Below are 12,308 nucleotides of genomic sequence, written 5' to 3'. Positions count from 1 at the left end.
GGCCCGAGAGTCCGAAGTGGACGGTCCGTCAGGGGTCGAGCCGCTTGCGAAGGAGGCAGAACACGTTTCCTTCGGGGTCGGCGAGCACGTGCCACGACTCCGTCCCGGTCTGGCCGACATCGGCGGGCCGCGCGCCGGCGGCGAGCAAACGCTGCAGCTCCGCGTCCTGATCGCGGTCGGTGGGGTTCACGTCGAGGTGCAGGGGCAGTTTGCCGGGCTTCGGGTCGTCGCTGCGGCTCAGGATCAGGGTGGGCCGCGGACCGCCGAACCCGGTTCCGGGTGGGCCGATCTCGATGTCGTCGTCCTCTTTGCCGAGCTCGACGTACCCGAGCACCTCGCACCAGAACGCCGCCATCCGGACCGGATCGGCACAGTCGAGTACGAGTTCGGTGATACGGCAGGCCATGCGGCGAGGATAACCGGTACTCCCGAGCCCGGGAGGAGTGAACCGGCCAGACGTGGGTATACCCCCGGCGAAGAGCGATCCCGAACCGAGGAGACGGCCGTGACAGGCGACGTCGTGGATTTGATCATGCAGGACCACCGGGAAGTGGAGCGGCTGTTCGATGAACTCGAGAAGCATCCGGAGAAACGGCGACTGCTCGTGCCAGTGCTCTCGTCGCTGCTCACCGCGCACAGCCGGGCCGAGGAGGCCGAGGTGTACCCGGCCGCGAAGAGCGAGGCGGCCGAGGCCGAGGACGTCGCGCACGGTCAGAAGGAGCACGCCGAAGCCGAGCTGCTGCTCGCGAAGCTGAACGCCGCCGACCCCGCCTCGAAGAAGTTCGACAAGGTGCTTTCCGACCTGGTCGAGGCCGTCACCCATCACGTGAAGGAAGAAGAGTCCACGATCCTGCCGAAAATGCGGCGGGAGCTCGACGATCCCCGGCGCCGCGAGCTGGGTGACGCGTTCGTGGCCAGCCGGACCTCCCACCTCGGTGACCGGCCCGGCGAAGCCACCAGGGAGGAACTGTTGACTCAGGCCCGCAACGCGGGTGTGGAGGGTACGTCGAAGATGGACAAGGAGGAGATCACCAAGCAGGTTCTCAAGTCGTGAGCGATCGACTTCGCCGCCCGGCGGTTGCGGTCCGGCCTGTGGACTCTTACCTTCGTGAAATGGCGTTCAACACCGAGCTCGGGCAACCTGCTCCACTTGCCGTGACCGAGGCGGAGCGTTCGCACGATGCCGTCACCATCGGAGTAGCGGGCGATATCGACATTTCGACCAGTCCTCGGCTCCTGGCGGAGACCCGCGCTCTGCTGGCGGGCGGGGCCCGCGTCGCGGTGATCGACATGACCGGAGTCGGCTTTTGCGATTCCTCGGGGTTGTCCGTGTTGATCCAGCTGAACCGCCACTGCGCGGAGTCGGGCATCGAGCTGAGCATCGCCCCCTCGAAGGTCGTGCACCGGGCCATCGAACTCACCGGTCTGCTGTCGACGCTGAAGATGGCCGAGTAGCTCCCGTCGATGTTTGCCGGACCGGAACTCCGGGTACTAACGAGCATGACGACGGGAGCAGAGTCATGCCGGTGGTGAGCACTCCATCCCTGGTCGACGACCAGGGCGTTGTGCCGTCCCCGCGGGCTGGAAGGACACGGCGGAGTGACGACTATTCGCATTGCCGCCCCCTCTTCGACGAGCTGGTGGCGTTGCCCGCCGATCACCCGGATCGGCGACACCTGCGCGAACGACTGATTCTCGGACTCCTGCCGATCGCCGAACACATCGCCGTGCGGTTCAGCGGACGAGGTCAGCCGCGGGAAGATCTGATCCAGGTGGCCCGGATCGGGCTGATGAAGGCCGTGGACCGGTTCGACCCAGGCCAGGGTGTGGATTTCGTGGCTTACGCGGTGCCGACGGTGATGGGCGAAGTACGCCGCTTCTTTCGCGACACCGGCTGGGCGGTGCACGTCCCGCGTGGGATGCAGGAGCTGCGTGCCCGGCTTTCGCGGGGGACCACGGAACTCACGCAGGTCCTCGGCCGGGCCCCGACCCCCAGTGAACTCGCCGATCACCTGGACATGGACGTCGACACCGTCCGGGAGGGCCTGCTCGCCGCGAACAGCTACCAGACCTCGTCCCTCGACCGGCCGGTCAACGACGGCGAGGGCTCGGCTCCCTTGGCGGACGTGGTGGGGGAGCTGGATGCCCGGTTCGAGCTCATCGAGGACCGCCACACCGTGGTCCCGCTGCTGAACCGGCTGCCGGAACGGGAGCGGGCGATCGTCACGATGCGGTTCTTCGACGGTCTGACCCAGTCGCAGATCGCCGAGCGTGTCGGCCTTTCCCAGATGCACGTGTCGCGGTTGCTCACGAAGATTCTGCACGACCTGCGTGGGCGGCTCGCCGACCCACGGTGATTTTGGACCAAATACAGGAAGGCCCCCGTCCTTGCGTCTAGCGCGAGGAAGGGGGCCTTCCTGTACTTACTGGCAGGCTTCGCAGTCGGGGTCGTCGATGCGGCAAGCGGCTCCGTCGGTGAGCGGGAAGTCGAAGTCGTCGAGCGCGGGGACGGCCAGAGCGGTCTCTTCCGGCGTGGCGGTAGCGGACATGTCACTCCCTTGGGTGAGTACGGGTCTCACCTCTCTGTAGCGTTGAAGATCGACGGTCATTCCGTGACGCCCGCCACACGGTCCGGTGACAGCCGGCCGCGAGGTCCGTATCCAGGAACGGCGCCGCGTACGGCACCTTCGCCACGAGCAGGTCGTGGGCGTGCTGGACGCGTCTCGGCGCGGACCATCGCCTGGAGGACGGGTCGGCGGGTGAACCGGTGGAGACGATGACCGGGCCCACCGGGTCACGCCGGAGCGCGGCCAGGGACCGGCCCCGTTCTTCCAGCACGAGAACGACTGGTGCGCCGCCAGTGTGGTCCGTGCGAGGGCGGAGGCATCGGTCCTGGACATGGCGGCAACCAGAGCCCGCCGATCCCTGCCGGACCACTTCGACAATCCGGCTACTTGGTGGCGAAACGACCTTCCCGGTCCGTCCGCCAATGCCGATCTCGCGTGCTCAGAAGCGGAACAGGGCTTCCGCCTCGTCCACGGCCTTGGCGAGGACGCCGGGATCCGCGCGCAGGCCGGCGACGATCGTGTCGATCTCGCGCAAGCCCGCTCGCCGCAACAGCCGCTTCTCGTTGGTGACCCATTCGCCGCGGGCCGCCAGCACCGCGTGCGCGGTCTCCATGGCGGCGACGGCCAGCGCGCCCGCGACCTCCGTGGCCTGCCCTCGGGGGACGAACGCGCCCCGGGTGTACCGCAGTGTCAGTTCCGCGCGGCCCCGCCACATCGCCGGAGCCGTCTCTCGCAACGCTTCCGGATAGTCCGGCCGAGGCAGATCACCCCGGAGTACCCGGTTGACGGCGAGTTCGGCGACCACCAGATAGCTCGGGATCCCGGCGAGATGGAACATCAACGGCTCCCAGTGGAACCGGCCCTGCCGCGCTTCGGCGAGGTGGTGTTCGACGGAGTCGAGGTCGCGGTAGTGGACGTCGGCCTGCCTGCCGTCGATCGTGAGCCAGGCGCCGCCGTTGAACACCCCGCCGCCCCAGGCGCCGATCTCGGAGACCTCGCCCTCCCAGCCGGCGTCCCGCAGGTCCGCCGGGTCGAAGCCGCCGCGGTAGTAAACGGCGAAATCCCAGTCGCTGCCGGAATCGTGCGTGTTCTGGGCGCGGGATCCGCCGAGGGTGACGGCGTGTACGGCTGGCAGCGCGGCAAGGGTGCCGGCCACGTGCGCAAGGAAGGTCTCGTCGTTCATGACACAGTCGATCTTACGGGCGTGCGTCAAGGGTTTTTGAGCGCGCGAGACCCTGGCCACGGCCTTACGCTCGATCCATGACCACGATCCCCCAGCGACGTCGTACGTCACTGGCCTTGGTGCCGTTCCTGGCCGCCGTGGCGTTGGCCGCGGTCGTCGGCGGGCTGGCCGCCGCGAACGCTCGCTCCGTCTACAGTGGACTTGACTTGCCGCCGTTCGCGCCGCCCGCCTGGCTGTTCGGTCCGGTGTGGACGGTCCTGTACCTCGGGATCGCGGTTTCCGGCTGGCTGTACTGGAAATCCGGCGGCGAGCGTCGCGGGCTGGTCTGGTACGCGGTGCAACTGGTCCTGAACGCCGCGTGGACTCCGCTGTTCTTCGCCGGCGGTGCCTACGCGCTCGCGTTGGCCGACATCGTCCTGCTCGACGTCGCCATCGTCGTCACCGCGTTCCACTTCCGCCGGTCTTCCCGGGTTTCGGCCGCGTTGCTGGTGCCGTACCTCGTCTGGACGTTGTACGCGACGGCGCTCAACCTCGCGATCGTCGTGCTCAACTGACCCCGATCGGCAGCGTGGCGGCCACCCCTTTGGCGTGCCTGCCGTCGAGACGTTCCAAGGTGAGCCCGCCCCGGCGCGCGGCGAGTTCCAGATCCCGTACCGCGTGCTCCGTCGCCTGAGCGCCCGCGGCGGCGACCCGGATCGCGGCGCTGACCCGCGGTTCGGTCTCGGCGGCGGTGCGGCGCGCGGTCACGGCGAGTGTCACCGCGGCCCGAGGCGCGGCGTCGAGCAGACGGCGCGAAAGCTGGGCCGCGAGCACCGGGGACAGCGCGGCCCAGCCGTCGAGGTGGAAGGTCGCCTGGCAGATCGGGCCGCTGTGCCAGAACCGCCATTCCTCCCGGATGCGGGCCCGGCCAGCCGTGACGTGCGCCAGTGACGCGAGCGCGCCGAGGACCTCGTTCTCGGCGAGCGCCCGCACCGGAAGCCCGTCGCGACGGAGTTGGCGCCGCACACGCCGGACCGTGTTCCCGAGCGCCTGCCGCACATCGGCGTCGCGGTGGACGTCGACCGTGCGCAGGGCCTGCAGTGCGACCCAGCCACGCGGTGGCCGCGAACGGTCCGCGCCGACGTGGTGGATGACCTGCGCGGCGACGTCCAAGGCCTGTTCCCGCGACGGCGGCAGCAACGTCAGCGGCGACGGCATCGGCTGCTCCCGCGCGGCCGATTTCGGTTGCAGGACAGCGGTGATCCCGTCGGCGCGGCTGACCATGAACACCGATTCGCCGCCGATCTCGCCGGTGGTCCCCGCCGCTTCGGGCGACAGCAGGCGCAGCAGCGCCCGGCCGGCCTCACCCGCGTTCCGGAGGTCCCGGTCGCGGTCGCGCGTCAGGTATCCCGACGCCGAACCGAGCCATTCGTAGAGCCAGCGTCCCCGGATCCGCACGGCGGCCAGCGCCACGACCAGCACGGCCGCGGTGACCACGACGGCCGCCAAGGGCCAAGGCCGTCCCGCCACCAGCACGAGCGAGACAAGGACGAGTTGCCAGCAGACGATCTGCAGCACCCCGATCCCGCCGAACCGGCCAGGACGCCGTCCTGAAGCGGGCACCGGTGGAGGCGACGGCGGCGCACTGGGCACGGGGGTGGGAGCGGGCACCTGCGCGGACCATCGCGGCAGTTGCTCCGCCTGGCGAGCGGCGGTCAGTGCGGCCAGCGCGGCCTCGCGTGCGGCGGCTCGCGCGGCGGGCGCGGCGTAGGCGAGCGGGTCGGGCAGGGCACCGGCTCGCGGTACGGCCGGTGCCGCCTGGGGAAGCGGCGGGGGCGGCGCGGGGAACCGTCCGCCCGTCCTGGCCGCGCCGGGATCGGTCATCGTCGTGCCTCCTCAACCGGGTGTGCGCCCCAGCGTGCCCCGCGAACATGAGGTTTCGATGACAGGGGCCGTCAGGCCCTGGACGGGCTGTTTCATCGAAATTTCATGGTCGCTCTCTAGTTTGATCGCGTGAACACCGACGAGCGGGGCGCGAAGCGATTCAGCGTGGTGGCCAGGACCAGGATGGCCGTGGCGCTGGTGGTCTCCGGCTGCCTCGCGCTGGTCGGCCTGGCCGTGACCGGGCAGGCGTCGACCCCGGAAGGGCTGGAGTTCGTCCAGGTCGGCCACTGGGTCTACAACGACGCCGCCCAGGCCGCGTTCCACGTCGACGGCTCGACGAACCGCGTCGACGCGCGCGCGAACGTGCCCAGCGCCGGACGCGGCAACCAGGTCGTGCAGGGGGACGATTCGGGCTACGTGGTCGAGCGGAACCGCATCACGGAGTTCGACAAGTCGACCTTGAGCGTGGAGGAGTCCACCCCGCCGCCCGCGCCGGAGGCCCCGTTCGTGATGGAGATCGCGGGCGGGCCGTACCTGGTCTACCGCAACGCCGGTCAGCTCGTGCGCCTCGGTGATCCGGCCGCGACCGTGCCCGCAGGGGGACCACTGTCCCGGCCGGTCGCGACCCTCGACGGCACGGTGTGGGTGCACCGCGTCGACAACGGCGCGATCTGCGAGCTGCCCAAGGGCGCCGCCGTCCTGACCTGCACCGCGCACCTCCCGCCGACGCACGGGGGAGGGCTCACGCTGGTCGGTGACCGGCCGGTAGTGCTCGACACCACCGGCGACAGCCTCCACCGGGCCGGCATGGACGGGCTCGGTGAAGGCCTCCCGCTCGGCATCAAGCTCTCGCCGTCGGCCCAGGTGGCCAACAGCGCCGTCGGTGACCGGCTGGCCATCGCCGACCCGGAGCGCAACCAGCTCCACCTGATCGACATCAGCGGGCTTGACCAGGACCGCCCGTCCGCGAAGCCGATTTCGGTCGAGCTGACCAAGGGCAGCCGGTTCAACGGCCCGGTCTCCTCGTCGAACGTCGTCGCCATGGTCGACGAAACCCGCGGGGAAGTGCTGACCTACGATCTCGCGGGCACACTCAAGTCCACCGCGAAGGTGCCTGGTGAGGGGACTCCGCCGAGGCTGGCCAAGGGCGAGGACAACCGAATCTACGTCGACAGTGCCGACGGTTCGCATGTGCTGGTCGTCAACGGCGAGAACGGCGCGGTGCTCGACGTCGACGTCGACAAGGCGGCCAACAGCCAGACCGCGAGCGAGCCGTCGTCCGCCCCGGAACCGCCGCCCGGCGAGGAACCCCCGCCCCAGCAGCGGCAACAGCAGCAACAGCAGCAGGCGCCCCCGAGCACCCGGAAGCCCGTTCCGCCGCCGGTGGCGAGGGCGACTCCGCCCGGCGCGCCGAGGAACGTGGGCGCGACCTCGGGGGACGGCTCGATCAAGGTCTCGTGGGGCCCGGCCGCCGACAACGGCGCGCGGGTCACCGGCTACCGGCTGACCTGGCCCGGCGGTTCGACGCGGGTGGGCGGATCGGCACGAGGGACCACCGTTTCCGGGCTGAAGAACGGAACCGCGTACGTGATCACCGTGGTCGCGGAGAACTCGGCGGGTGTCGGGGCGGGCGCCAGTGCCAAGGCGGTCGTCCCGGGACCGACGTCACGACCCGCCGCGGCCCCGGTCGTCACCGCGAAAGCCGGTGCCGACGGGAAGGTGTCGGTGAGCTGGACCCAGCCCGACCTCCGTGGCGGCACGCTGGTGCACTACCTGGTGAGCGCGACGGGCCAGGGCGAGCGCAAGCTTTCGGCCACGTCCACGGAATTCACCGGGGTCACCGGCACCGCCACCATCACGGTCCGCGCGGTCACGAAGTTCGGTTCGGGATCCGCGCTCACCGGGGCCGCCGGCAGCAGGAAGGTCACCGTGCCGGTGGCTTCGGGGCCGCCGACGATCACGATCACCCAGGTACGGGGCAAGAACGGTTCGCTGCTCGTTTCGGTGGTCGCGGACGGCAAGGGCGCGCCGGCGACCTGCCAGGCGGAGTTCTTCGGCAAGACCAACCCGGTGGCCTGTTCCGGGGCGACGACCCTGGTCATTCCGGAGGTCGCCTGGGTCGGCGCCATCACGATCACCGCGTACATCAAGACCTCCGCGGGTACCGCCACGGACACCTGGCGGGGTGTGCCGTCGTGACCGGCCGACGAAAAAACGAGGAAGTTCTGTGACGCTCACACCCAGGGTCGCCTACGAGCAGATCGCCGAGAACGTGCAATCGGTGGTGCGCGGCAAACCGGAGGTCGTCCGGCTCACCGTGGCGGCGCTGTTCGCCGAAGGGCATCTGCTGATGGAGGACGTGCCCGGCGTGGGGAAGACGACGATCGCGCGCTGCCTCGCCGCCAGTATCGGCGGCAAGTGGAGCCGGATCCAATTCACCCCCGACCTGCTGCCCGGCGACATCACCGGCGTGATGGTCTACCACCAGAACGCCGAGCGTTTCCAGTTCCACCCCGGCGGGATCTTCGCGAACGTCGTGCTGGCGGACGAAATCAACCGGGGGACGCCGAAGACGCAGGCCGCGCTGCTGGAGGTGATGGCCGAGCGCCGGGTGACCGTCGATTCGGTCGGCCAGGCGGTGCCGAGGCCGTTCCTCGTGGTCGCCACGCAGAACCCGATCGAGCTGGAGGGCACCTACCGGCTGCCCGAAGCGCAGCTGGACCGGTTCCTCATGCGTATTTCGGTCGGCTACCCGGATCTCGAGTCCGAGATGCGGGTGGTGATGGGGGACTGCGCGGGCGTGACCCCGGACGAACTGAAGCCGGTGCTGGGCATCGCCGATGTCCAGCAGGTGATCACCGAGGTCCGGAAGTCCCATCTGGCACCGGAGATCGTCAACTACGCGGTCCGGCTGGCCGCGGCGAGCCGGTCGCATCCGGACGTCCGCTACGGCGCGAGCCCGCGCGGCAGCATCGCGCTGATCCGGGCGGCACAGGGGCTCGCCGCCACCTTCGGCCGTGACTTCGTGACGCCGGACGACGTCAAGGACGTCGCGCATCCGGTGCTGGACCACCGTCTCGTGCTCACGCCCGACGCCGAACTCAACCAGCGGCGGACCGCCGACATCGTCGACGAACTCCTGGGCGCGACGGCCGCGCCCATGGCCGCGATGGGGAGGTAGGCGTGCGGCTCACCCGCCGCGGCGTCATCGTGCTCGCCTTCGCCGCCGGGTTCCACGCCCTCGGCGAGCTGGCCGGGTACACGTTCTTCCGTGCCTTCGCGGGGATCGCGGCGGGCGCGGTGCTGATCGCCTTGGCCACCACCAGGTTCCGGCCGAAGGTGGAGATCGGCCGGACCGTCCAGCCGGACCGGGTCGAGTGCGGGAAACCCGCGTTGGCCTCGCTCGTGGTGCGCAACACCGGTTCGCGCCGTCACGGCGGTTTCGCCGCGGGAGACGGGATCGGGACCGAAACGCATCACCTGCGCGTGCGCCCGCTCGCCCCCGGAGCGGAGGCGACGTACCACTACGAACTGCCGACGACGACCCGCGGGAAGCTGCGGGTCGGGCCGCTCGTGGTGCACCGGCCGGATCTGTTCGACCTCGCCCGCGGCGACCTGACCGTCGGGGGCACCGCGTGGTTGTGGGTGCATCCGCGACGGCACGCGGTGCGCGCGGCGCAGGCGGGCCATCCACGGCACCACCACGAAGGCCCGATCACCGACCCGCCACTGCGCGGGTCGGCGGATCTGCGCGCGGTGCGGGAGTACGTGATCGGCGACGAGGTCCGGCATCTGCACTGGAAGGCGAGCGCCAGGACCGGACGGCTCATGGTGCGCGAGTACGCCGATCCGGCCCAGCCGCGGTTCACCGCCGTACTCGACACGCGGCGCGCGTCGATGAACCCGGCCGTCTTCGAGGAGGCCGTCGAGGTGGCGGCCTCGCTGTTCTACGCGTCGGCGTCGGCGGGGCAGCACTGCCGCCTGATCACCGCTACCGGCGCGGACACCCTGACCGACAGCGGGGTACGCGCGGCGAGGACGTTGCTGGACGAACTCGCGCTCGTCACGCAGGACGCGGCGGACGACGCACCGCTGCTGCCCTCGGCGCTGGCCGCCGCGTCGCGTCCCGGTGGCGTGCTCGTCGTGATCACCGGGCCGGACGCCGATCTCGGCCACGCCGCGCGCTGGCAACCCGACACCGTGTTCCGGCTCGGTGACCTCAGGCCGTCGGCCGGGGCGAACGGCCTGATCATCGCGGTCGACGCGACCGGTGCCGTGGCACGATGGAATTCCTTGGCGGGGAAGGCATGAGCGCGAGATTCGACCGGATCGCGGTCGCCGCGCTGCTCGGCGCGTCCGGGGTCGCCGGACTGCTGTTCACGCCGGTGTTCGGCTGGAAACCGCTGCTCGTTCCGGTGCTCGTGGTCGTCCTCGTCGGCTACGGCTGCGTCGAGCTGACCGCGAAGTTCCCCAAGCTGACTCCCTTCAGGCCGTTGCTCGTGGCGCTGGCCTGCCTGCTCGGGTTGATCGAGACGGTGCTGACCTCGACCACGCTCGCCGCTCTCCCCACCGGGGCGTCGTTGCGGGGGGTGGCACGCGGCCTCACCGAGGGCTGGCGGCTCACCCTGCAGTCCACCTGGCCCGCGCGGCCGGTCCCCGAACAGTTGCTGTTCGTCCCGCTGTCGGTGCTGCTCGCCGTCGTGGTCGGACTGGAACTGGTGCTGCGCCTGAAGAAACCGCTGGTGGCGCTCGTGCCGAGCCTGGCCGTCGCCGGACTCGCGCAGGCGTATCAGGCGCTGACGGGCATCGGCGCGGTGGCGGCGGCACTGGCGTACGCACTGCCTGCCGGACTCCTGCTCTGGACCGGACGTCGCACCCGATCGGTGAGCCGGGTGCCCGGCGGGCCGCGGTTCTCGTGGCGGGTGACGGGGTCGGCGGTGTGGCCGGCACTGTCCACCGTGGTCGCGCTGCTCGCCGGGTCGGTCGCGCTCGCCGGGCTCGACCCGGTCGGCCGCGATCCGCTGACACTCAAGGACACCCAGGCCGCGCCGCCGCCGAAGGGCAGGCTCGGCAATCCGCTGGACGAGATCGCGCAGCGGCTGACACAGCCGGACGAAGAGGTCTTCCGCTACCGGAGTGACACACCGGTCGACCAGTGGCGTTTGATCGTGCTGAACGGTTTCGACGGCGCGAACTGGCTGGCCGATTCCCGGCTCCGGCGGCTCGGCGCGGGTCTCGACGGCGCGCCGGACGGTGCGGGTGGCAGCGCCGAGCTGCGGGTGCGCGGACTCGCGGGACCGTGGCTGCCGAGTCATCCGGGTCTCACCGGTGTGGACGGGTTGACACCGCTGGTGGACGAGACCGCGGGCACCCTGCTGATGGAATCGCCTTCGGCGGGGCCGGCGCGGGAGTACCGGCTCACCTGGTCCTCACCCGACGTCGACCTCGGTACCGGTGAGGTGGACGCGAGGGCGCCGGGCGGTCTCAGCGGTCTCGGCGCGGTGCCGCCCGAGATCGAGCGGATGGCCAAGGACGCCGTGCGGGGTCTGCGCCCGACGTTCCAGTCCGCGTTGCAGCTGGAACGTTTCCTCAGCACGAACTATCAGGTCGCGGTTGGCAAGGAGGACCTGCCGACCGGGCACGGCTGGCCGCAGCTTCGGCACTTCCTGGTGGAGAGCAAGCGGGGGTCCAGTGAGCAGTTCGCCGCCGCGTACGTGGTCTTGGCGCGGATGAGCGGTATTCCGGCCAGGCTGGTCGTCGGCTTCCGCGGTTCGGCCGAGACCGACGGCGGGATGAACGTCGTCCGCAACCGCGATGTCCTGGCGTGGCCCGAAGTCGCGGTCGCCGGGGCGGGATGGGTGGCGCTCGACCCGACCGCCACGGCGGGCAAGGCGAAGCAGGGGCAAGGCGGTCCCGGCAAGGCTGTCGCGCGGGCGAGGGCCCAGCTGCCCGCCGAGCAGGAGCTGCGGCCGCCGCAGCTTCCACCGGGCACGCCACCGGACGCCGCCGAGGGCCAGAGCGCCGACGCCGGTGCGACCTGGTGGTGGCTCGCGCTCGCCACCTTGATCGTCCTTTTTGGACTCCTCTGGCTCTTCGGGGTCCCGCTGGCGAAGGTCGTCCGAGCTCGACGGCGGCGTCGCCGTTCGGGTGCCGAAGGCGTGCTCGGTGCCTGGGACGAGATCCGTGATCGGTTGCGCGCGCACGGTGTGCCGTTCCGGATCGGGATGACCCCGCGCGATCTCGCGGAGTCGGCGGGTTCGCTTGCCGGGGAAGAGATCAGGGAGCCGGTCGCGCGGCTGGCCAAGGTGCTGGACGTGACGCTGTGGTCCGGTGTCCCGGTGGGCGACGGCGCCGTCCGGCGGGCCTGGCAGGAAGTGGGCGAGGTGCGCAAAGGCCTCGCCGCCAGACCGTTCGCGGCTCGGGTGCTGGCGGCACTCGAGCCGCGGACCCTGATCCCGATCAAGTCTCGCGAAGGGGGCTGAAGGGGACTTTCCCCGCAGGGCAGGCTCTGGTCCGTGAAGGCCTCCTTGCCTACCCTGAAGGCAGGGTCGCAGAGCTGGTCAAGCGGGTCGTGAGTGGCGATTCGGTTTCTGCCCGACCTGTCTTTGCCTACTGGCTGAAAACGGTGTCATCCTCCCCACTCGACCGAGTTGACCATGATCAACGGAGGATCGGGGACGTCGAGTGTCCCCCAT

12 protein-coding genes are annotated in these 12,308 nt (G+C 70.6%); 8 read left to right on the top strand and 4 right to left on the bottom strand.

The window, feature by feature from the left end:
• Positions 1-28: 28 nt before the first annotated feature.
• Positions 29-406 (bottom strand): VOC family protein, encoded by a 378-nt coding sequence (locus tag ACM6LU_RS31060; RefSeq protein WP_414941365.1) that lies wholly within the window; start codon positions 404-406, stop codon positions 29-31.
• A gap of 99 nt (positions 407-505) precedes the next feature.
• On the opposite strand from ACM6LU_RS31060, the gene ACM6LU_RS31055 reads away from it, so the two are divergent.
• The 3 genes from ACM6LU_RS31055 to ACM6LU_RS31045 all read left to right on the top strand — a co-directional run bounded on the left by ACM6LU_RS31055 (position 506) and on the right by ACM6LU_RS31045 (position 2,357).
• A complete protein-coding gene (locus tag ACM6LU_RS31055) occupies positions 506-1,054 on the top strand; it encodes a hemerythrin domain-containing protein (protein WP_414941364.1) in 549 nt (182 codons plus the stop codon).
• Positions 1,055-1,113: 59 nt separating this feature from the next.
• A complete protein-coding gene (locus tag ACM6LU_RS31050) occupies positions 1,114-1,455 on the top strand; it encodes an STAS domain-containing protein (protein ID WP_414941363.1) in 342 nt (113 codons plus the stop codon).
• Positions 1,456-1,565: 110 nt separating this feature from the next.
• On the top strand, positions 1,566-2,357 hold the full coding sequence (locus ACM6LU_RS31045; protein WP_414941513.1) for a SigB/SigF/SigG family RNA polymerase sigma factor: 792 nt from the start codon (positions 1,566-1,568) through the stop codon (positions 2,355-2,357).
• Between the two features lie 66 nt (positions 2,358-2,423).
• Here the strand turns inward: ACM6LU_RS31045 and ACM6LU_RS31040 are convergent, their stop codons facing one another.
• Complete coding sequence (locus ACM6LU_RS31040; protein ID WP_007031507.1) at positions 2,424-2,549, bottom strand: hypothetical protein; 126 nt, start codon at positions 2,547-2,549, stop codon at positions 2,424-2,426.
• A 457-nt stretch (positions 2,550-3,006) separates the two neighbouring features.
• On the bottom strand, positions 3,007-3,750 hold the full coding sequence (locus ACM6LU_RS31035; RefSeq protein WP_414941362.1) for a nucleotidyltransferase domain-containing protein: 744 nt from the start codon (positions 3,748-3,750) through the stop codon (positions 3,007-3,009).
• A gap of 77 nt (positions 3,751-3,827) precedes the next feature.
• Between ACM6LU_RS31035 and ACM6LU_RS31030 the strand changes: the two genes are divergently transcribed.
• Positions 3,828-4,304, top strand: coding sequence for a TspO/MBR family protein (locus tag ACM6LU_RS31030; protein ID WP_414941361.1), 477 nt, complete (start codon positions 3,828-3,830; stop codon positions 4,302-4,304).
• Here the strand turns inward: ACM6LU_RS31030 and ACM6LU_RS31025 are convergent.
• Positions 4,297-5,613, bottom strand: coding sequence for a type VII secretion protein EccE (locus tag ACM6LU_RS31025; protein ID WP_414941360.1), 1,317 nt, complete (start codon positions 5,611-5,613; stop codon positions 4,297-4,299). The genes ACM6LU_RS31030 and ACM6LU_RS31025 overlap by 8 nt on opposite strands.
• A gap of 129 nt (positions 5,614-5,742) precedes the next feature.
• On the opposite strand from ACM6LU_RS31025, the gene ACM6LU_RS31020 reads away from it, so the two are divergent.
• From ACM6LU_RS31020 to ACM6LU_RS31005, 4 genes are read left to right on the top strand one after another with little or no spacing between them, the layout of a single operon-like run.
• A complete protein-coding gene (locus ACM6LU_RS31020) occupies positions 5,743-7,812 on the top strand; it encodes a fibronectin type III domain-containing protein (RefSeq protein ID WP_414941358.1) in 2,070 nt (689 codons plus the stop codon).
• A gap of 28 nt (positions 7,813-7,840) precedes the next feature.
• On the top strand, positions 7,841-8,794 hold the full coding sequence (locus ACM6LU_RS31015; protein WP_414941357.1) for an AAA family ATPase: 954 nt from the start codon (positions 7,841-7,843) through the stop codon (positions 8,792-8,794).
• Positions 8,795-8,796: 2 nt separating this feature from the next.
• The gene (locus ACM6LU_RS31010) at positions 8,797-9,924 is read left to right on the top strand and encodes a DUF58 domain-containing protein (protein WP_414941356.1); all 1,128 of its coding nucleotides are present in this window, start codon (positions 8,797-8,799) and stop codon (positions 9,922-9,924) included.
• Positions 9,921-12,095, top strand: coding sequence for a transglutaminase TgpA family protein (locus ACM6LU_RS31005; RefSeq protein WP_414941355.1), 2,175 nt, complete (start codon positions 9,921-9,923; stop codon positions 12,093-12,095). Before ACM6LU_RS31010 ends, ACM6LU_RS31005 begins: the two co-directional genes overlap by 4 nt.
• Positions 12,096-12,308 lie beyond the last annotated feature (213 nt).

The sequence above is a fragment of the Amycolatopsis sp. cmx-11-51 genome, assembly GCF_047608665.1.
In the GTDB taxonomy this organism is placed as follows: Bacteria; Actinomycetota; Actinomycetes; order Mycobacteriales; family Pseudonocardiaceae; genus Amycolatopsis.
This window is presented reverse-complemented; position numbering and strand designations above follow the sequence as displayed.

Bases quoted from the DNA above. Each gene is read 5' to 3' on its own strand.
- ACM6LU_RS31060 (WP_414941365.1), bottom strand. From the start codon at position 406: ATGGCCTGCCGTATCACCGAACTCGTACTCGACTGTGCCGATCCGGTC.
- ACM6LU_RS31050 (WP_414941363.1), top strand. From the start codon at position 1,114: ATGGCGTTCAACACCGAGCTCGGGCAACCTGCTCCACTTGCCGTGACC.
- ACM6LU_RS31040 (WP_007031507.1), bottom strand. From the start codon at position 2,549: ATGTCCGCTACCGCCACGCCGGAAGAGACCGCTCTGGCCGTCCCCGCG.
- ACM6LU_RS31035 (WP_414941362.1), bottom strand. From the start codon at position 3,750: ATGAACGACGAGACCTTCCTTGCGCACGTGGCCGGCACCCTTGCCGCG.
- ACM6LU_RS31030 (WP_414941361.1), top strand. From the start codon at position 3,828: ATGACCACGATCCCCCAGCGACGTCGTACGTCACTGGCCTTGGTGCCG.
- ACM6LU_RS31025 (WP_414941360.1), bottom strand. From the start codon at position 5,613: ATGACCGATCCCGGCGCGGCCAGGACGGGCGGACGGTTCCCCGCGCCG.
- ACM6LU_RS31005 (WP_414941355.1), top strand. From the start codon at position 9,921: ATGAGCGCGAGATTCGACCGGATCGCGGTCGCCGCGCTGCTCGGCGCG.